Source organism: Nocardia macrotermitis (assembly GCF_009604405.1).
In the GTDB taxonomy this organism is placed as follows: domain Bacteria; phylum Actinomycetota; class Actinomycetes; order Mycobacteriales; family Mycobacteriaceae; genus Nocardia; species Nocardia macrotermitis.
In genome coordinates this window covers 19265-37867 of the sequence record NZ_WEGK01000003.1, presented here as the reverse complement: position 1 = coordinate 37867, position 18603 = coordinate 19265, and the positions used below count along the sequence as shown (strand labels likewise).

Sequence of the window (18603 nt, the reverse complement as noted above, 5' to 3'; positions counted from 1 at the left end):
TCGTCAGAGACGTCAGCGACGTGCGGTCCGCTTGGCAGCGGTCTTCTTCGCCGGAGCCTTCTTGGCGGTGGTCTTCTTGGCCGCCGCCTTGGTGGCCGTGACCTTCTTGGCCGGAGCCTTGGCCGCCGCGGTCTTCTTGGCGGTAGTCTTCTTGGCCGCCGCCTTGGTGGCCGTGGCCTTCTTGGCCGGAGCCTTGCTGGCCGTCTTCTTGGCCACGGCCTTCTTGGCGGCCGTGGTCTTCTTCGCGGCAGCGGTCTTCTTGGCCGCCGCCTTCTTGGCTGCGGTCTTCTTCGCCGCACCCGATACCGGTGCTGCCACACCGCGTTTCACGGCCGGGCCCTGGGCCGCGACCTTCTGCTTCCCGGCGATGATCGCCTTGAACTGCGCACCCGGCCGGAATGCAGGGACCGAAGTGGGCTTGACCTTGACGGTTTCACCGGTACGCGGGTTACGCGCCACTCGCGCAGCGCGCTTGCGCTGTTCGAACACACCGAATCCGGTGATGGTGACGCTGTTGCCCTTGTTCACCGCGCGCACGATCGTGTCGACAATCTGCTCGACTGCCGCAGTGGCCGTGCGCCTGTCAGTACCCAACTTTTCGGTCAGAACGTCGATCAGTTCCGCCTTGTTCATTGAATCCTCCGCAGACTAATGGCCCGTCGTCGGACCGACTAGGTACCACGGTAAACCTTCAATGAGCAAGAGTCTATGTGCCACGCCAAATTTCATGTGGTGTGGCACACGCACAGCTACCGCGATTGGTGGCTCTCAGCTAACGCCCGGGCCGGATTAGGGCCGCTAATTAGGCGTCGGAATGGTCGTGGGTTTCCAACCTGGCCTTGCCTTTTCGAACCGGTCGATCGCCTCTTCCTGACGAAGAGTCAGGCCGATGTCGTCCAGACCCTCGAGCAGACGCCACCTCGTGTAGTCGTCAATTTCGAAGGGCAACACGACCGTTCCGGTCGCCACGGTGCGCGTCTCGAGGTCGACGATCAATTCCTGACCGGGTCGTTCCTCGAGCAACTTCCAGAGCAATTCGACATCATGTTGTGACATGCGCGCGGCCACCAGACCGCCCTTACCGGCGTTGCCGCGGAAGATGTCACCGAAGCGCGACGAGATCACCACCCGGAAGCCGTAATCCATCAACGCCCAAACGGCGTGTTCGCGTGAGGATCCCGTGCCGAAATCCGGCCCCGCGACCAGCACGCTGCCCCGGTCGAACGGTTCGGCGTTGAGAATGAACGTCGGGTCCGAACGCCAGGCCGCGAACAGCCCGTCCTCGAATCCCGTACGGGTGACGCGCTTCAGATAGACCGCCGGGATGATCTGGTCGGTATCGACATTGGACCGGCGCAACGGCACCCCGATCCCCTTGTGCACCTTGAACGGTTCCATTGAGTTCTCCTGGAGGGTTGTGGGGTGATTCAGTTCAGGTCGGCGGGCGCCGAGAGCGTGCCGCGCACCGCGGTGGCCGCCGCGACCAGCGGCGAAACCAGGTGTGTGCGCGATCCTTTGCCCTGGCGTCCCTCGAAATTGCGGTTCGAGGTCGACGCGCAGCGCTGACCCGGAGAAAGCTGATCGGGATTCATACCCAGGCACATCGAACAGCCGGCCTGCCGCCATTCCGCGCCCGCCGCGGTGAAAATCTCACCCAGGCCCTCGGATTCGGCCTGCGCGCGCACCCGCATCGAACCGGGCACGATCAGCATGCGCACGCCGTCGGCCACCGTGCGGCCCCGCAGCACCTCCGCCACCGCGCGCAGATCCTCGATCCGGCCATTGGTGCAGGAACCGACGAATACGGTGTCCACCGCGACCTCACGAAGCGGAGTACCCGGCTCCAAATCCATATAGCGCAATGCCTTCTCGGCGGTCTCGCGCTCGGTCTCGTCGACCATTTCGGCCGGATCGGGCACCGCCGCGCCCAGCGGAGCACCCTGTCCGGGATTGGTACCCCAGGTCACGAAGGGCGTCAGCGTGCCGGCGTCGATATGCACCTCGGCGTCGAATTCCGCACCGGGATCGGTCCGCAGCGCGTCCCAGGCCGCCACCGCGGCATCCCAGTCCGCACCCTGCGGCGCGTGCGGGCGGCCCTTCAGGAATTCGTAGGTGGTCTCGTCGGGAGCCACCATGCCCGCGCGCGCACCCGCCTCGATGGACATGTTGCACATGGTCATCCGGGCTTCCATCGACATCGCCCGCACGGCCTCGCCGCGATATTCCAGGACGTATCCCTGACCGCCGCCGGTGCCGATCTGCGCGATCACCGCCAGGATGACGTCCTTGCTGGTGACCCCGGCCGGCAGCTGCCCGTCGATGGTGATCGCCATGGTCTTGAACGGCCGCAGCGACAACGTCTGCGTGGCCAGCACGTGCTCGACCTCGCTGGTGCCGATGCCCATCGCCAGCGCGCCGAACGCGCCGTGCGTGGAAGTGTGCGAATCACCGCACACCACGGTGGTACCCGGCTGGGTCAGGCCCAGCTGCGGGCCGACCACGTGCACGATGCCCTGTTCGATATCGCCCATCGGATACAGCCGGACGCCGAATTCCTCGCAGTTGCGACGCAGGGTCTCGACCTGGGTGCGCGAGGTCGGGTCCGCGATCGGCTTATCGATGTCGACGGTGGGGACGTTGTGGTCCTCGGTGGCGATGGTGAGGTCGGTCCGGCGCACCGGCCGCCCCGCCTGCCGCAGCCCGTCGAACGCCTGCGGGCTGGTCACCTCGTGCACCAGGTGCAGATCGATGTAGATGAGGTCCGGTTCGCGCGCCTCGCCCTCACCCTTGCCGCGGGCGACGACATGCTCGTCCCAGACCTTCTCCGCCAGTGTGCGTGGCCGTTCGGCCATCGTTATCACCTCTGTTGTCCGTGTTTCGATTGCCTCCGCTTCGCTCGGCGGGTTCGCGGCCCCGAGACTCGTGGTCGCGCCTTCGAGACTCGGGCTGCGCCCTGTGTTCCGAGGGCGCAACGGGTGGGCCGACCGCGAACGGCCGCTCGCACGGCTCGCTCCGTGCGGGCTGGTCGAGAGCGGAGATTGCGTGGTTGTTCCAATGGTTCTCCACCGGGCTGGGTGAAGTTCCGGACGAGTTTGCAAATCTCATTATCTGAGACTTAAATATCGTCCTATGAGACAGCATAGCGGTATCGGGGTGCTCGACAAAGCCATGACCGTGCTCTACGCGGTGGCCGAGCAGCCCTGTGGCCTCAACGAGCTGTGCGCGCGCACCGGGCTGCCCCGGGCGACCGCGCACCGGCTCGCCGTGGGCCTGGAAACGCACCGCATGCTGGCCCGCGACGCCAACGGCCTGTGGCAGCCCGGCCCCGCGCTGTCCGAACTCGCCAGCACCGCGCAGGATCCCATGCTCGACGCCGCAGCGGTCGTCCTGCCCCGGCTGCGCGAGATCACCGGGGAAAGTGTGCAGCTCTATCGCCTGGACGGCCATTCGCGCATCGCCATCGCCGCCCTCGAACCGGCCTCCGGGCTGCGCGACACCGTCCCCGTCGGCGCGCGCCTGCCGCTGACCGCCGGTTCCGCGGCCAAGGTCCTGCTGGCCTGGGCGGATCCGGAACTGCAACGCAGCGTCCTGCCCGAGGCGGTCTTCGGCGAACGCGCGCTGGCCGAGGTGCGCCGCCGCGGCTGGGCACAGAGCGCGGCCGAACGCGCGGCCGGGGTGGCCAGCATTTCCGCGCCCGTGCGCGATACGGCGGGCGCGGTCGTCGCGGCGGTGTCGGTATCCGGACCGATCGACCGGATGGGACGTCGTCCGGGCGCACGCTGGGCCGCCGACCTGGTCGCCGCCGCCGACGCCCTGCACAAACGCCTCTGATCCCGCCAGGTATGTGACGACGGCCATGTGACGCGCACCATACGCCGTAAACTACAGTCGGCCCATGGGAGTGAATCAACGCGCACAGATCGTGATGTCCGACGACGAGATCACCGGCTTCCTCGAGCGCAGCCGCATCATCACGCTGGGCACCCTCGGCCCCAAGGGCCTGCCCCACCTGACCGCCATGTGGTACGGCCTGGTAGACGGCGAGATCTGGTTCGAAACCAAGGGCAAATCGCAGAAGGCGGTCAACATCCGCCGCGACCCCCGCGTCACCGTCCTGATCGAAGCGGGCGACAGCTACGACCAACTCCGCGGCGTCTCCATCGAAGGCCGCGCCGAGATCGTCGACGACCCCGAAGCCCTCTTCAAAGTAGGAATCAGCGTCTGGGAGCGCTACACCGGCCCCTACACCGAAGACCTCCGCCCCATGGTCGAAGCCATGCTCAACAAACGAGTAGCAGTCCGCCTCGTCCCGGACCGCACCCGCAGCTGGGACCACCGCAAACTCAACATGCCCGAAATGCCCCCAGCCGGCTCCACCTGGCCCTTGAACAACTGACCGAACGTTCCCACCACCCGCCTTGTCGGACCAGGCACATCCCCCACCCGACGAGGCCGGGAACGTCTCCGCCCTCACGAAACCGGGGACGCCAGCCTCGACGAACGAGACCAGAACACCACTGGCCGCACCCGAGCGAGACAAAGCCAGCCCATCCACGCCAACATCAGGAACATCGCCTGCCACCAAAGTGACCACCGCACTGGGGGGTCCGGGGGGCGAAGCCCCTCCGGCGTGGGGGTGTGGGGGCCGGGCCCCACAGTTATAGCGAAACACAGAACGGCTCATGCTCTCCATGAGCATGAGCCGTCCACTGTGTGTAGCCCCGACGGGATTTGAACCCGCGCTACCGCCTTGAGAGGGCGGCGTCCTAGGCCGCTAGACGACGGGGCCAGGACGAGTGATCGGCCGGATCGAACGACACGGCCAGCACTCTGCTGGGGTACCAGGACTCGAACCTAGAATGGCTGAACCAGAATCAGCTGTGTTGCCAATTACACCATACCCCAATGACCTGGGCGTTCTGCCTCCGTCCCGGTGGGCTGGAGGCTCGTTTCCGGGCCGGGGAGAAGATTACCAGCCCCCTACCCGCTTTATACAAATCGCCTGGTCATCCTGGGTGCGAGGCGGTCAGTTCGAGGTTTGCGCGGCGCGCAGGCGCTGCATGGACAACTCCCGGCCGAGCAGTTCCATCGACTCGTACAGCGGCGGGCTGATGTGCGACCCGGTGACCGCCACTCGCACTGGTGCGAACGCCTTACGCGGTTTGAGGCCCAGATCGTCCACCAGAGCGGTTTTCAGCGCCTCTTCGAGTGCGATTGCCGACCAGTCCGAAATGCCCTCCAGCGCGGCGATGGCGGCCTGTAGGACCGGTGTCGCGTCGGGTCCCAGATTCTTTTGCGCTGCGGCCTCGTCGACGGTGAACTCCGCGGGCGGCAGGAACAGGAACTTCAACAAGTCCCAGGCGTCCCCGAGAACCACGATCCGGGTCTGCACCAACTCGGCGGCGGCCGCGAAAAGCGCGTCGTCGACTTCCGCGCCGATGTGGCCCTGCCCGGTGAGGTAGCTGCGGAGTCGATGAGCGAAATCCGCGGGCTCCAGCAAACGAATGTGCTCGGCGTTGACGGCGTCGGCCTTCTTCTGGTCGAACCGGGCCGGATTCGAATTTACTTTCGATATGTCGAATGCCTCGACCATCTCCTGCATCGAGAAGATGTCCCGGTCCTCGCCGATACTCCACCCGAGCAAAGCCAGGTAATTCAGCAAACCCTCGGGAATGAATCCCCGGTCCCGGTGCACGAACAGATTCGACTCGGGGTCGCGTTTGGACAACTTCTTGTTGCCCTGCCCCATCACGAAGGGCAGATGACCGAACTGCGGAGTGAACTCGGCGACCCCGATCCGGGCCAGCGCCTCGTACAGCGCGATCTGCCGGGGGGTGGAGGACAGAATGTCCTCGCCGCGCAGTACGTGGGTGATCTTCATCAATGCGTCGTCGACCGGATTGACCAGGGTGTACAGCGGTTCGCCGGTGCCCCGGGTGATCGCGAAGTCGGGCACCACACCGGCCTTGATGGTGGTCTCACCGCGCACCAGATCGTGCCAGCCGATGTCCTTGTCCGGCATCCGCAACCGGATCACCGGACCACGGCCCTGAGCCTTGAACTCGGCGATCTGCGCGTCGGTCAGGTCGCGGTCGAAGTTGTCGTAACCGAGCTTGGGATCGCGTCCCGCGGCACGATGCCGGGCCTCGACTTCCTCTGGGGTGGAGAACGATTCGTACGCTTCTCCCGCCTCCAGCAACCTTCGCACGATGTCCAGGTGCAGATCCCGGCGCAGCGATTGCCGGTACGGCGCATAGGGTCCGCCGACCTCCGGCCCCTCGTCCCAGGTGAGTCCGAGCCAGCGCAGCGCGTCCAACAGCGCGTGGTACGACTCGTCGGAATCGCGTGCGGCGTCGGTGTCTTCGATGCGGAAGACGAAGGCGCCACCGTGATGTCGGGCGAACGCCCAGTTGAACAGAGCCGTGCGGACCAGCCCGACGTGCGGGGTGCCGGTCGGCGACGGGCAGAAACGTACGCGTACGTCCGTCATATCTCCAACTCTCCGATCAGCGTTTGGCGGCAACGGGATTGGTGAGGGTGCCGATGCCCTCGACGGTCACGGAGACGGTTTGCCCATCCTGCATCGGTCCCACACCTTCGGGTGTGCCGGTGAGGATCACATCGCCGGGCAGCAGCGTCATCACGGTGGTGATCCACTCGATCAGCTTCGGAATATCGTGCAGCAGAAGTGATGTCCGGCTGCGCTGGCGGACCTCGCCGTCGAGTTCGGTGACGATCTCCAGATCCGTTGGGTCCAGCTCGGTTTCGATCCAGGGGCCGAGCGGGCAGAAGGTGTCGTAACCCTTGCCGCGGGTCCACTGGCCGTCGTGGCGCTGCTGGTCGCGGGCGGTGACGTCGTTGGCGACGGTGTAGCCGAGGATCACCTCGCGGGCGCGGGCGGCGGGCACGTCCTTGCACGGACGTCCGATGACGATCGCGAGCTCGCCCTCGTAATCGACCTGAGAGGAACTGGGCGGCAACACGATTGCCGAGTTCGGTCCGGCGATCGAGGTGTTGGGTTTGAGGAAGATCACCGGATCCTGCGGCGCCTCGCCGCCCATCTCGCGGGCATGCGCGGCGTAGTTCTTGCCGATGCACACCACCTTGCTGGCCAGGATCGGCGCGAGCAGCCGCACATCGGCGACCGGCCAACTGCGGCCGGTGAAGGTCGGCGTGCCGAACGGATGTTCGGCGATCTCCTTGGCAACACCATCGGAGGTGGTTCCTTCGATGCTCACGAACGCGACCCCATCGGGGCTGGCAACTCGACCTAGACGCATGGCTCGCAGTCTATCCACCAGGTGGTATGGGGCCGACCACCCGGTCTGCACAGCACCGCCGCGCACCCGGCCCCGGACCGGGTGTACGGTGATACGCGAGTTCAGAATATAAGATATCTATCCCAATATTTGAGATATGAGGTGAGGATATGGTGGCCGTTACCCAGCTGAGCACCACTCGACGGTGGGTGATGCTCGCGCTCGGCGTGTTCGCACAGGCCGCCAGCGCGGTGATGAGCAACGGCGCGCCGTTCCTGCTGCCCGCCCTCACCGAACGCGGAATGCCCTTGGCCACAGCCGGTCTGCTGGTCGCGATGCCGATGGTCGGCATGGTCTGCACCCTGATCGCATGGGGTTACGCGGTGGACCGGTTCGGCGAACGCACGGTGCTGATCGTCGGTCCGCTGCTGATGTTCGGCGCGGGCGTGGCCGCGGCCGCCACCACGAATTACCTTGTGCTGGGCGGATTGCTGCTGCTGGCGGGCATCGGCGCGGCGAGCACCAACGGTGCTAGCGGACGGGTGATCGCGGGCTGGTTCCCACCCGATCAACGCGGACTGGCGATGGGTATCCGGCAGACCGCGCAGCCGATCGGCGTCGGCATCGCGGCGCTGGCGATCCCGGCAATTGCGGCGGCACAGGGGTTTTCCACCGCGATACTGGTTCCCGCGCTGATGGCCGCGGCCGCCGTGATCGGCTGCGCGATCGGGATCATCGATCCGCCGCGTCCCGAACGTACTGCCACACAGGTGAATTCGGACAATCCCTACCGTTCCGATACGACGCTGTGGCGCATTCACGCCGTCTCGGTACTGCTGGTCATCCCGCAGGCGACGGTGTGGACGTTCGCCCTGTTGTGGCTGAATCATGCTGTCGGACTGGCACTTGCGGCCGCGGGCGTTCTCGTCACAGTGACGCAGATCCTGGGTGCGGCGGGACGGATCGGCGCGGGAATCTGGTCCGATCGCCTCGGCAGCCGCCTGCGTCCGCTACGCACTATTGCGATCGCAGCAGTGATTTCCATGGCGGCACTTGGCTTTTCGGCTTGGCTGCACTGGTGGTGGGCCGCACTGCCGATACTGGTGATCGCGTCGGTCATCACCGTCGCCGACAACGGCCTGTCCTTCACCGCCGTCGCCGAGATCGCCGGACCCTTCTGGAGCGGTCGCGGACTGGGTATCCAGAACACCGGGCAGTACCTCGCGACCGCCACGGTGGCTCCCGTCTTCGGTGCGCTCATCACCGCATGGGGTTTCCCCGCCGCGTATTTAGCGGCTGCGACCTGCGCAATTGCCGCCGTGCCGCTCGTTCCGCGGGACCGCCGCCGCCCCTGACGCCCTCGCTGTTTCATCCCATCCGGAACGGTTGAAGCTCGGAATCCCTTCCGCGCGAACAAGATCGAATAGCCCATCCGAAATGTCTTGTCCGCCTCGACATTCGCAATCGAGCGCACGCCGGACGACGTTCTCGATATTGACGCTACAACCGAAAGGCCCCGCGCCCGAAGAGATTCGGACGCGGAGCCTGGACGTGAACGGTCAGACCGCGGCGGCGATGCGGTCGCCGATCTCCACGGTGGAGGCGACGCCGGAGCGCGAGGACAGATCCTTCGCCACGGCGGACTCGATGCGCGCGGCCTCGTCGGTGCGGCCGAGGTGGTTCAGCAGCAGCGCGACCGACAGGATCGCGGCGGTCGGATCGGCCTTGGACTCACCCGCGATATCGGGGGCGCTGCCGTGCACGGGCTCGAACATGCTCGGGTTGACGCCCGAGGCATCGATATTACCCGACGCGGCCAGGCCGATACCGCCCGAGACCGCGGCGGCCAGATCGGTGATGATGTCGCCGAACAGGTTGTCGGTGACGATCACATCGAAGCGGCCCGGATCGGTCACCATGTGGATGGTCGCGGCGTCGATGTGCTGATAGGCGATCTCGACGTCCGGGTACTCGGCGCCGACCTCGGTCACCGTGCGCTGCCACAGCGAACCGGCGAAGGACAGCACATTGGTCTTGTGCAGCAGGGTCAGGTGCTTGCGACGCTGCTGGGCGGCGGCGAAGGCGTACCGCACCACGCGCTCGATGCCGAAGCGGGTGTTCGTGCTGACCTCGGTGGCGACCTCGTGCGGCGTGTTGACGCGGATCGCGCCGCCGGTGCCGGTGTACGGGCCCTCGGTGCCCTCGCGCACGACGACGAAATCGATGTCCGGGTTCCCCGACAGCGGGCTGGTCACGCCCGGAAACAGCCGCGACGGACGCAGATTCACGTGATGATCCAGCGCGAACCGGGTGTGCAGCAGCAGTCCGCGCTCGAGCAGACCGCTGGGCACCGACGGATCGCCGATCGCGCCGAGCAGGATCGCGTCGTGCTGCTTCAGCTCGGGCAGTACCGAATCCGGCAGCACCTCACCGGTCGCGTGATATCGCTTGGCGCCCAGGTCGTAATGGGTCTTCTCGACACCCGGCACCACCACGTCGAGCACCTTGAGCGCCTCGGCGATGACCTCGGGTCCGATACCGTCACCGGGAATGACAGCCAGTTTCATCAGGGCAGGGCTCCGTTCGTTCGCATCGACCACCGCGGCCGTATCAACCGTATTTTTCCGCCGGACAACCCGTCCGCGCGGCAGGCATCGCCACCCTATCCGGTACCCGGATTCCCCCCGCCACCAGGGCAAGCAGCTCTCAATCCGTGAGATTCGGCGCGATTCACGCGCCCGCCCGTACACCTCGACAGCACGACATCGACTGCACCATGACGCCGACGGCCGAATCCGAATCCGGACGCCCCCAGTGTTCGAGCACAAGGACACCCGAGCACTCGGGGACTCCGGCACTCCGGCACTCCCGCACTCCCGCACTCCCGCACTCCCGCACTCCCGCACTCCCGCACTCCCGCACTCCCGCAGTCGAGGCGAGTATCCGGGAAGTACCACCGTGCACATACCCGGTGCGGAACGCGCCGCGCCCCTTCTCGCCGAAGCGGGAAGGGGCGCGAAACATGTTGCGGGAGCGGATCAGCTGAGGTCGACCTGGGTGACCTTGGCAGCGCCGACGACCTCGGCGATGGCGGCGCGCACGTCGGCGGGGACGTCGCTGTTCACGCGCAGGATGACGGTCGCGCCCTCCTGGTCGACGTCCTGGCTCAGCTGGGCGGCCTGGATGTCGATTCCGGCCTCGCCGAGGGCGGTGCCGATGCGGCCCAGCGCGCCGGGACGATCCTCGTAGTTGAGCACAGCCAGGTTCAGGCCCTCGGCGCGCATATCGTAGTTGCGGCCGTTGACGTTGACGATCTTCTGCACGAGCTCGGGCTCGGTCAGCGCGCCGGACACGTTCAGGGTGCGGCCGTCGCCGAACACCGCGCGCACATCGACCAGGCTGCGGTGCGAGGGGCTCTCGGTGGCGGTCGAGACGGTCGCCTCGATGCCGCGCTCCTTGGCCAGCGAGGGGGCGTTGACGAACGTCACCGAATCCTCGATCAGCGCGGAGAAGATGCCGCGCAGGGCCGAAAGTTCCAGTACCGCAACGTCATGCGCGCTCAGCTCGCCGCGCACCTGCACCTCGAGGCTGACCGGCAGTTCGTCGGCGAGGGCGCCCAGCAGCGCACCCTGCTTGCGCACGATCTCCAGCCACGGCGCGACGAACTCGTCCACCGCGCCGCCGGTCACGTTCACCGCGCCGGGCACGAATTCGCCTGCGAGAGCGAGCAATACGGACTTTGCCACATCGGTGCCCGCGCGATCCTGGGCCTCGGAGGTGGACGCGCCCAGGTGCGGGGTCACCACGACCTGCGGCAGTTCGAACAGCGGGCTGTCGGTGCAGGGCTCGGTCTCGTAGACGTCGATACCGGCGCCGCGCACGTGACCCGACTTGATCGCGTCGGCGAGGGCGGCCTCGTCGATCAGCCCGCCGCGCGCGGCGTTGACGATGATGACGCCCGGCTTGGTCAGCGCCAGCTTCTCCGCCGACAGCAGGCCCTTGGTCTCGGGAGTCTTGGGCAGGTGCACCGAGATCAGGTCGGCGCGCGAGAGCACCTCGTCCAGCTCGAGCAGCTCGATGCCCAGCTGCGCGGCGCGCGCGGGCGACACGTAGGGGTCGTAGGCGACGATCTTGGTCTCGAAGGCGGCCAGACGCGCGGCGAACAGCTGCCCGATGCGGCCCAGGCCGATGACGCCGACGGTCTTGCCGAAGATCTCCACACCGTTGAACTTGCTGCGCTTCCAGGTGTGTTCGCGCAGGGTGGCGTCGGCGGCCGGAATCTGGCGCGCGGCGGACAGCATCAGCGTGACCGCGTGCTCGGCGGCGGTGTGGATGTTGGAGGTCGGCGCGTTGACGACCATCACGCCGCGCTCGGTGGCGGCGGGCACGTCGACGTTGTCCAGGCCGACGCCAGCGCGGGCGACGATCTTCAGCTTCCGCCCGGCGTCGAGGACCTCGGCGTCGACGGTGGTGGCGGACCGGACCAGCAGCGCGTCGGCCTCGGGCACGGCGGCCAGCAGTTCGGGCCGGTTGGGCCCGTCGACCCAGCGCACCTCGACACCGTCACCGAGCGCATCGACGGTCGACTGGGCGAGCTTGTCGGCGATCAGAACAACAGGACGGCCATTTTGGCTCACTGGGGGCACTCCTGGGAAGCGAGGGATCGGCATTTACCGGGGCCAAGCTTAATCGGCTCGTCTGCGGCCGCCAGTGCGGGTGGTCGGATCCGCTCACACGCCCGCACCAGGGGTGACCTCGGTCTCATTGGCGCGATGACAGTACGTCGCGGTGACCGCACAGCCCGCCCGCGCGCCACGCGGCACGTGCGCGCGAAAATGTATGACACATCCCCGACCTGCGCGCCGGACAGTTCGGGCCAAGTCTGCCTCCAACCCCCGAACGCCCGTGCACTACCTCCAGCCCACGCATCGCATACACCCGCTCGGGGAAGTCGCGCTCAGCGGCACAACGCGAATCAGGGACAGCCACGTCGAAAGTGACTCCCCCGCGCAGATATCCCGACAGCGGCGCTGTCCCGCCTACCCCGCTTGCTCGCGTTCCTCTTCCAGCCCGCGCATCGCGTAGACCCGTTCGAGGAAGTCGCGGTGGGCGCGGAGGGTGGAGTCCAGGAGTTCGCGCCAGGTGCGGCGGTCGATGCGGGAGTCGCTGTCGAGGGAGGACAGGGAGGCGGGGCGGAGGCGGTCGATGTGGTCGACGATGAAGGTGAGGCGGCGGCGGGGGAACTGGTCGCCGATGCGGGGGTTCTCGGTGAGGAAGGTGTCCAGCGCGTAGAGGTAGTTGATCGCGCGGTTGTACTCCTCGTCGGTGAGGTGGTAGTCCATCCGCTTGATCTCCACGATCCAGAGTTCACCGGCGTCGTGCAGCAGCACGAAATCGGGTTCGCGCTTGGCGCTGCCGATGGCCGAGGTCACCAGGGTGGAGCCGAATTTCTGTGTGTACCAACGCTCGAAGGCCGCGCGGACGCGAGTGAGCGATTCGTTCATGCCCAGCGGAGTCCACTCCGGCGCGAGCAGCCACGGCGCGCGTTCGATGAGTTCCTGGAAGGGACGCTCGAGCGAACGACGATCGTCGATGAGCGCATGTAGCTTGTCCACCACCGCGACTCGTTCCCCGGCGATCTGCCCGAGCGAGTAGATCTCCGCGACCCGAGCCCGTTCGAACAGTGCCACCACGACATCCAGGCGCGGATCGGAATCCTCGGCGATCTGCTGCAACGTCTCCAGCAGACTGCGCTGCGGACCAAGCGAAAGAGCAAGGCGCACAATGCTTTCCACATGACTGGGATCGTCAAGCGCGGCACGGTCCTTGTTGGCCACCAGAATTCGCGCGGCGGCGGCCACCGATTCGCGAAACATCCTGTCGCCCGGCGCGATCGCCTCCAGCGTCCGATAGATGTGCGACCGGTCGACGAACTCCTCCCACACCCGCCGCCGGATCGAACGCTCCCCCATCCGCCCGATCTCGGCGATGAGCTCACGTCCCCACGCGGCCAGCGCCTCACCGCGCCCGGAGTTCCAGATGATGTCCTGGCGATCCGAGCGCACCAGATCCTCGTCGTCGTCGAGCCAGTCCACGTGGATGGCCCCGACCAGGTAGGAACGCAGTTTGTACTCACCGGTGAATCCGGCCGCGATACCGAAATCCCTTGTCTGCGCGACGATCTTGCCGCGCGCGTAGATCCGCACCCCCGCCATCGCCTCGTCGCGGTACGGATGCCGCGAGTAGGCGATCCAGCCGGTCACGGGCAGATACTCCTGCCCCACGGGCACCGGCCGCGAGGCCACATCGATGCGCGTCTCCTCCATCACATCGATCGGCAGATCGCTGAGGATGAAACTCTCGGTCTCCCGCGCGGCGCTGTTGTGCACCTCGACCCGCCAGTCCGGACGTTCGATGCCGAAGCGCGCGGCGAGCTGACGATTCAGTTCCGCACCGGAATTGACCCGCTTGCGGAAGAAGTCGCGCAGGATGACGGTGGTGCCGCGCTGCGCCGCGACGGTGCCGTCCAACTCGCCGACCGACGGATAGTAGTCGCTCTCGGTGTCGTGCACCATGTCGTCGAGATCCAGAACGATATGGGACACAGGCCATCCCGCCTCGGTGCGATCCTCCTCGCCGCTGCCCGCGCTGATCACCTCGATGGTCCGGCAGATCCCGAACGCGGCCAGTTTGCCGATTCCCTTGCGGCCCATGACGGGTCGGCTGCGTTCGCGCGAAAGGTCCGAGCCCGTACGGATTCGGCGGTCCGAACCCACCATCAGATAGTGCTCGTTGACCTCGTCGGCGGTCATGCCGTGGCCGTTGTCGGTCACGACGATCTGATACGGCGGCTCCTGCGCGCCGCGCACCGTGCCCGCGAGGGTCACACCCCACGGCAACCACACCGCCACCTCACTGGCGTCGGCGTCGTAGGAGTTGGCGATGAGTTCGGCCAGCACCGCCGAAACCCGGTCGTAGAGGCGGATTCCCAACTTGTCGATGGCCAAGCGGCTGATCCGCATCGTGTACTTGTGATCGGACTGCACATCTTCATCCATGGTCGGGCCTTCCGCTGCCCGTGGGCAGCCGCTGGTCAGCTACCACCACTGATTCCATGCTGCGTGGCCTCGTTGACCAGGGGTTGAACGGTGAACGACCAGGTCGTCACGAGCAGGTTCCGGTCCGGCCGGAAATCACGGAACGATGACCGTTGCGGCGTGCAAATACATTGGAGGGCCGGGGATTCGCTCCGTAGCATCGGTCGGATGAGCCTGCGCGCGATCCCGGATTCGATGGACCCCACGGTGGTGGCGGCGATCGATGCCGAGCTGGATCGGATCTGCGCCGAGCACCGCGTCTCGATCCGGCTGGCCATCGAAAGTGGTAGTCGCGCCTGGGGTTTCCCGTCCCCGGACTCCGATTACGACTGCCGCTTCGTCTATGTCGCCGAGTTGGATCGCTATCTGTCGCCGTGGTCCGCGCGCGATGTCATCGAGACCCCGCTGACCGCGGTGCTGGATGTGAACGGCTGGGATCTGGCCAAGGCGTTGCGGCTGCTGGTGAACGGCAACGCGGTGCTGATCGAATGGCTGATGTCGCCGATCCTGTATCGCGGGGACGCGACGTTCCGGGATCAGCTGCGCGAGTTGGCCCACGAGATCGCCGATCGCGACCGCGTCGCCCGGCACTATCTGCATCTGGGTGAGCGCCAGTGGCGGCTGTTCGGGGACAACGGCTCGTTGAAGAAGGTGTTCTATTCGCTGCGGCCGGCGATGGCGCTGCGCTGGTTGCGCGAGCATCCGGGGCCGCGGTGGCACCGATGCATCTGCCGACGCTGCTGGCCGGGTGCGAACTGCCCGCGGATTTCGTTGCGGCCGTGGGTGAGTTGACCGAGCGCAAGTCCCGCACCCGCGAGATGGGCCGTGGCGCGGCGCCGGAGCTGATCGCGCGGTTCATCGATCGGGAGTTCGCGCTGGCGGTCGAGGAGTTCCCGAGTTCGCGGGGCCGTGACCGCGATGCGGCCAAGGTGAAGGCGGCGGAGTTCTTCCGCGCGCAGGCGCTGGCCGCGAGCTGAACCCGCCTGCGAACCGGCCCCGGAGACGCGAAAGGCCCCGCACCACGATCGGTGCGGAGCCTTACCAAGTCAGGGGACTCAGATAACGCGCACGCCCTGGGCCTGCGGACCCTTCTGGCCCTGGCCGATCTCGAACTCCACGCGCTGACCCTCGTCGAGCGACCGGAAGCCGCTACCGGTTACAGCCGAGTAGTGCACGAACACGTCTGGACCACCGTCGTCTTGAGCGATGAACCCGAAGCCCTTCTCGCTGTTGAACCACTTCACTACGCCTTGCGCCATTTCATACCTTCTGTAGACGAGCCAGGCCGGCCAACGTCCGCACGACCCGGTCTCGATGTTCCAGCCTGCCATGCCCGGGGGTGAACGCGCCACCGCGTTTCCGCGGCGCACACGTTTGCACCCGATATGCCAGCAAACCTGATGAACCCATTATCCGGGTTCGTGATTGTGCCGATATAAGCGGATCAGTTCGCCGTTCCGCTTATCGCGAACACGATGCCGACGGGCTTCGTGATCCGATCGGGATTGGTGGCGGCCGGTCCCGGACACTGCCCGCGCCGGACCGGCCGCCGTGCCGATCTACTCGGCCGCCGTGCGAGCTCAGCCGCCGAAAGACCCGGTCCACAGCGTGTTCAGGATACCGTGGAACGCAGCGCTGCCGGTGCTGATCAGCCCGTGCAGAGCAGCGGAACCGGTGTCGATGATAACGGGGATCATGAAATTGCCTTTCACTGTCTTCGTCCGGCCGAACCGGCTTTCGACAGGCATATCGAGCAACTTGAAACACCCGTTAGCCAGAATTGCGGGAAAGTGACCCAGCGCACATTATTACGAAACTGTGTGTCGAGACACACACGGTCAGTTCTGCACGATCCGGACGCTCCTGGCCTCCGGGCCGGTCTTGGTGTGCCGGATTTCGAACACCACCCGCTGCCCCTCCACCAGTGCGCGGAAACCGGTGCCCTCCAGCTCGGTGTAGTCGACGAAGACATCGGGCCCGCCGTCGTCCTGACGGATGAACCCGAACCCCTTCTTGGTGTCGAACCACTTGACCGTGCCCTGTGCCATATCACATACCTTCTCGCCATCGAGCCTGCCGAACCATAGCGAGGCAATCAGCGGCAGTCCAGGCCGATTCGGCGCGTCGCGCGCAATGCCCCCGGTTTCAGGGGCGCAGATAGCGCACCTGACGGGTCAGTCCGGCCGCCTGCTCTTCGAACCCGGGCAGTTGCTCGGGGACGCCGACCTGCCAGAACGCACCGGATTCGGTCCACGCCGCGGGATGCGTACGCACCACGACCACCGCGGGCCGCGGCTGCCGCACCGCGGCCTGCCTGGCGTGGGCGTATGCCTCGCGGAATTCGTCCGCGGTCGAGGCGGTGAACACCACGCATCCCAGCGCATGCGCGTGCGCGGCGAAATTCACCCGTGGCGGCACCGGATGGTTGGTGCGGCAGTCGCGATACATATTGTTGAAACCGTTGCCGCCCTGGCCCTCCTGCAGCCGCGCGATGACCGCGTACCCGTCGTTGTCACAGACCACAGCGACGAACGGGTGACCGGCGAAGGCCGCGGAGAACAGTTCGGAGTTGAGCATCAGATACGAGCCGTCCCCGAGCAGCGTGCTGACCAGACCGTGCCGATGCGCCATGGCCGCACCCCACGCGCCCGCGAGTTCGTAACCCATACAGGAGAATCCGTACTCGACGTCCATGGTCGGTTCGCCGCCCTCGGCTCGCCAGCCGCCGATCAGCTCACCGGGCAGACCGCCCGAGGAGGTCATCACGTAGTCGCCCGCATCGCTGAGATCGTTGACCGCGCCGACGATCTGGGCGTAGGTCGGTAGTTCGGCGGTCGGGGCGCGCAGGGTATCGATGTAGTCGTCCCACTCCGCGCGGACCGCCGCCGCGCGGGTCGTCCAGCCGCGAGCGACCCGCCAGCCAGACAGTTCGGGTTGCAGATCCTCCAGTGCCGCAGCGGCATCCGCGACCACGGCGAGGGCGCCGTGTTTGACCGCGTCGAAGCGGGCGGCGTTGATGGTGACCATCCGGGCCTCGGGGGCGAAGCCGGTCCAGGAGGAGGTTGTGAAGTCCTGCAGGCGAGTTCCCACCGCGAGGATCAGATCTGCCTCTGCGGCAAGGGAATCGGCCGAGGTCGATCCGGTGATGCCGAGTGGTCCGGCGTAGAGCGGGTGGTCGTGCGCGACCAGGGTGCGGCCCGCGGTGGTTTCGGTGATCGGAATGCCGTGTCGTTCAGCGAGTTCCACGGCTCGGGGTCCCGCGCCCGAATAGCGCACGCCGCCGCCGAGGATCAGCAGGGGGCGTTGCGCGGTGCGTAGGGCTTCGGCGGCGGTGGTGAGGGCGCTGCGATCGGGGCGTGGTCGGGTGACGGTGTGGACGACCGGTTCGAACAGCACGTCGGGGAAGTCGAAGGTTTCGGCCTGAACATCCTGTGGCAGTGCGAGTGTCACCGGTCCGGCATCGGCGGGATCGGTGAGTACCCGGGCGACCTGCGGCAGCGTGGCGAGCAGTTGCTCGGGCCGGGTGATGCGGTCGAAATAGCGGCTCACCGGGCGGAACGCGTCGTTCGCCGTGACGGTCGGATCACCGAAGTGCTCGATCTGTTGCAGTACCGGGTCGGGGCCGCGGCCGGTGAACACGTCACCCGGAAGCAGCAGCAGCGGAAGGCGATTCGCGTGTGCGACACCTGCGGCGGTCACCATGTTCAGCGCGCCGGGGCCGATCGAGGAGGTCACCACGCCGACCTGTCGGCGGTGCACGGCCTTGGCCAGGCCGACCGCGGCCAGGGCCATCCCCTGCTCGGAATGTCCACGCCAGACCGGGATCACGTCGCGGCGTTCCTCGAGGGCGGTGCCCAGGCCCAGGACATTCCCGTGGCCGAAGATCGCGAAAACCGCGGGGAACAGCGGCACCTCGCGGCCGTCCAAGGTCTGTGACCGCTGCGCGATCAGCCAGGCCACCAGCGCTTGCGCGGTCGTCAGTCGCATCGGTCGCTCCTCGTTCTCCGGGGTGTGCGGGGCATCCGGGTCGTGCTGCCCGCTCGCCGGTGTGCCCCGGCTCGCTTTCGGCGAGTACCCATCGTGACGCGCTGTGTACCAACGAGATTGTGGTCGAGTTCGGGGCGGATCATCGCGGCGGCCGGGCGGACGCGTGCCGACCCGATGATCGGTGACCCGGCGCCGCGCATGGGCGGCATTTCGGTCTGGTCGACCGTGCGGGATCGTCTCCGGCTGTCGGGCGACCGGGA

Annotated in this window: 17 protein-coding genes and 2 tRNA genes; 5 read left to right on the top strand and 14 right to left on the bottom strand. The window is 66.8% G+C overall.

Annotated features, from left to right (window positions below; translation table 11 throughout):
• Positions 1–12: 12 nt before the first annotated feature.
• From NRB20_RS07355 to leuC, 3 genes are all read right to left on the bottom strand, one after another.
• The gene (locus NRB20_RS07355; RefSeq protein WP_153408925.1) at positions 13–633 is read right to left on the bottom strand and encodes an HU family DNA-binding protein; all 621 of its coding nucleotides are present in this window, start codon (positions 631–633) and stop codon (positions 13–15) included.
• Positions 634–798: 165 nt separating this feature from the next.
• A complete protein-coding gene (leuD, locus tag NRB20_RS07350) occupies positions 799–1398 on the bottom strand; it encodes a 3-isopropylmalate dehydratase small subunit (protein ID WP_153408923.1) in 600 nt (199 codons plus the stop codon).
• A gap of 29 nt (positions 1399–1427) precedes the next feature.
• Entirely contained in the window at positions 1428–2852 is a 1425-nt protein-coding gene (gene leuC, locus NRB20_RS07345; protein ID WP_153408921.1) for a 3-isopropylmalate dehydratase large subunit, read from the bottom strand.
• Between the two features lie 277 nt (positions 2853–3129).
• Here leuC and NRB20_RS07340 point away from each other — a divergent pair, with 277 nt between their 5' ends.
• Together NRB20_RS07340 and NRB20_RS07335 are read left to right on the top strand one after the other, a co-directional pair.
• Entirely contained in the window at positions 3130–3831 is a 702-nt protein-coding gene (locus NRB20_RS07340) for an IclR family transcriptional regulator (protein ID WP_153408918.1), read from the top strand.
• Between the two features lie 64 nt (positions 3832–3895).
• The gene (locus NRB20_RS07335; protein WP_153408916.1) at positions 3896–4396 is read left to right on the top strand and encodes a pyridoxamine 5'-phosphate oxidase family protein; all 501 of its coding nucleotides are present in this window, start codon (positions 3896–3898) and stop codon (positions 4394–4396) included.
• A gap of 320 nt (positions 4397–4716) precedes the next feature.
• On the opposite strand, the gene NRB20_RS07330 is transcribed toward NRB20_RS07335, so the two are convergent.
• The 4 genes from NRB20_RS07330 to NRB20_RS07315 form a co-directional block, all read right to left on the bottom strand.
• A tRNA-Glu gene (locus NRB20_RS07330) sits at positions 4717–4789 on the bottom strand.
• Positions 4790–4833: 44 nt separating this feature from the next.
• Positions 4834–4905: transfer RNA gene (locus NRB20_RS07325), tRNA-Gln, on the bottom strand.
• Between the two features lie 121 nt (positions 4906–5026).
• Positions 5027–6490 (bottom strand): glutamate--tRNA ligase, encoded by a 1464-nt coding sequence (gltX, locus tag NRB20_RS07320; protein ID WP_153408914.1) that lies wholly within the window; start codon positions 6488–6490, stop codon positions 5027–5029.
• 16 nt (positions 6491–6506) lie between these two features.
• Positions 6507–7280 (bottom strand): fumarylacetoacetate hydrolase family protein, encoded by a 774-nt coding sequence (locus NRB20_RS07315; protein ID WP_153408912.1) that lies wholly within the window; start codon positions 7278–7280, stop codon positions 6507–6509.
• A gap of 149 nt (positions 7281–7429) precedes the next feature.
• Between NRB20_RS07315 and NRB20_RS07310 the strand changes: the two genes are divergently transcribed.
• Complete coding sequence (locus NRB20_RS07310; protein WP_153408910.1) at positions 7430–8614, top strand: MFS transporter; 1185 nt, start codon at positions 7430–7432, stop codon at positions 8612–8614.
• A 204-nt stretch (positions 8615–8818) separates the two neighbouring features.
• Here NRB20_RS07310 and NRB20_RS07305 read toward each other — a convergent pair whose 3' ends face one another.
• From NRB20_RS07305 to NRB20_RS07295, 3 genes are all read right to left on the bottom strand, one after another.
• Positions 8819–9826, bottom strand: a complete 1008-nt coding sequence (locus tag NRB20_RS07305; protein WP_153408908.1) for a 3-isopropylmalate dehydrogenase — start codon at positions 9824–9826, stop codon at positions 8819–8821.
• A gap of 471 nt (positions 9827–10297) precedes the next feature.
• On the bottom strand, positions 10298–11896 hold the full coding sequence (gene serA / locus NRB20_RS07300) for a phosphoglycerate dehydrogenase (RefSeq protein WP_319944590.1): 1599 nt from the start codon (positions 11894–11896) through the stop codon (positions 10298–10300).
• A 402-nt stretch (positions 11897–12298) separates the two neighbouring features.
• Positions 12299–14317: an ATP-binding protein gene (locus NRB20_RS07295; RefSeq protein ID WP_153408904.1), complete on the bottom strand. Its 2019-nt coding sequence runs from the start codon at positions 14315–14317 to the stop codon at positions 12299–12301.
• A 207-nt stretch (positions 14318–14524) separates the two neighbouring features.
• On the opposite strand from NRB20_RS07295, the gene NRB20_RS07290 reads away from it, so the two are divergent.
• Together NRB20_RS07290 and NRB20_RS37935 are read left to right on the top strand one after the other, a co-directional pair.
• Positions 14525–15148, top strand: a complete 624-nt coding sequence (locus NRB20_RS07290) for a nucleotidyltransferase domain-containing protein (RefSeq protein WP_227833325.1) — start codon at positions 14525–14527, stop codon at positions 15146–15148.
• A complete protein-coding gene (locus tag NRB20_RS37935) occupies positions 15136–15333 on the top strand; it encodes a hypothetical protein (RefSeq protein ID WP_227833324.1) in 198 nt (65 codons plus the stop codon). Before NRB20_RS07290 ends, NRB20_RS37935 begins: the two co-directional genes overlap by 13 nt.
• A gap of 78 nt (positions 15334–15411) precedes the next feature.
• On the opposite strand, the gene NRB20_RS07285 is transcribed toward NRB20_RS37935, so the two are convergent.
• From NRB20_RS07285 to iolD, 4 genes are all read right to left on the bottom strand, one after another.
• Positions 15412–15615: a cold-shock protein gene (locus NRB20_RS07285; RefSeq protein WP_153409755.1), complete on the bottom strand. Its 204-nt coding sequence runs from the start codon at positions 15613–15615 to the stop codon at positions 15412–15414.
• A 321-nt stretch (positions 15616–15936) separates the two neighbouring features.
• Entirely contained in the window at positions 15937–16104 is a 168-nt protein-coding gene (locus NRB20_RS07280; protein ID WP_153408902.1) for a hypothetical protein, read from the bottom strand.
• A gap of 90 nt (positions 16105–16194) precedes the next feature.
• Positions 16195–16404: a cold-shock protein gene (locus NRB20_RS07275; protein ID WP_153408900.1), complete on the bottom strand. Its 210-nt coding sequence runs from the start codon at positions 16402–16404 to the stop codon at positions 16195–16197.
• A gap of 97 nt (positions 16405–16501) precedes the next feature.
• On the bottom strand, positions 16502–18343 hold the full coding sequence (gene iolD, locus NRB20_RS07270; RefSeq protein WP_153408898.1) for a 3D-(3,5/4)-trihydroxycyclohexane-1,2-dione acylhydrolase (decyclizing): 1842 nt from the start codon (positions 18341–18343) through the stop codon (positions 16502–16504).
• Positions 18344–18603 lie beyond the last annotated feature (260 nt).

Excerpts from the sequence above, each read along its gene's own strand:
- NRB20_RS07315 (WP_153408912.1), bottom strand. The coding sequence starts at position 7,280 with ATGCGTCTAGGTCGAGTTGCCAGCCCCGATGGGGTCGCGTTCGTGAGC.
- NRB20_RS07290 (WP_227833325.1), top strand. The coding sequence starts at position 14,525 with ATGAGCCTGCGCGCGATCCCGGATTCGATGGACCCCACGGTGGTGGCG.
- NRB20_RS07295 (WP_153408904.1), bottom strand. The coding sequence starts at position 14,317 with ATGGATGAAGATGTGCAGTCCGATCACAAGTACACGATGCGGATCAGC.
- NRB20_RS07340 (WP_153408918.1), top strand. The coding sequence starts at position 3,130 with ATGAGACAGCATAGCGGTATCGGGGTGCTCGACAAAGCCATGACCGTG.
- NRB20_RS07285 (WP_153409755.1), bottom strand. The coding sequence starts at position 15,615 with ATGGCGCAAGGCGTAGTGAAGTGGTTCAACAGCGAGAAGGGCTTCGGG.
- iolD (WP_153408898.1), bottom strand. The coding sequence starts at position 18,343 with ATGCGACTGACGACCGCGCAAGCGCTGGTGGCCTGGCTGATCGCGCAG.
- NRB20_RS07305 (WP_153408908.1), bottom strand. The coding sequence starts at position 9,826 with ATGAAACTGGCTGTCATTCCCGGTGACGGTATCGGACCCGAGGTCATC.
- NRB20_RS07355 (WP_153408925.1), bottom strand. The coding sequence starts at position 633 with ATGAACAAGGCGGAACTGATCGACGTTCTGACCGAAAAGTTGGGTACT.
- leuD (WP_153408923.1), bottom strand. The coding sequence starts at position 1,398 with ATGGAACCGTTCAAGGTGCACAAGGGGATCGGGGTGCCGTTGCGCCGG.
- NRB20_RS07275 (WP_153408900.1), bottom strand. The coding sequence starts at position 16,404 with ATGGCACAGGGCACGGTCAAGTGGTTCGACACCAAGAAGGGGTTCGGG.
- NRB20_RS07335 (WP_153408916.1), top strand. The coding sequence starts at position 3,896 with ATGGGAGTGAATCAACGCGCACAGATCGTGATGTCCGACGACGAGATC.
- leuC (WP_153408921.1), bottom strand. The coding sequence starts at position 2,852 with ATGGCCGAACGGCCACGCACACTGGCGGAGAAGGTCTGGGACGAGCAT.
- gltX (WP_153408914.1), bottom strand. The coding sequence starts at position 6,490 with ATGACGGACGTACGCGTACGTTTCTGCCCGTCGCCGACCGGCACCCCG.
- NRB20_RS07280 (WP_153408902.1), bottom strand. The coding sequence starts at position 16,104 with ATGCCTGTCGAAAGCCGGTTCGGCCGGACGAAGACAGTGAAAGGCAAT.
- NRB20_RS07310 (WP_153408910.1), top strand. The coding sequence starts at position 7,430 with ATGGTGGCCGTTACCCAGCTGAGCACCACTCGACGGTGGGTGATGCTC.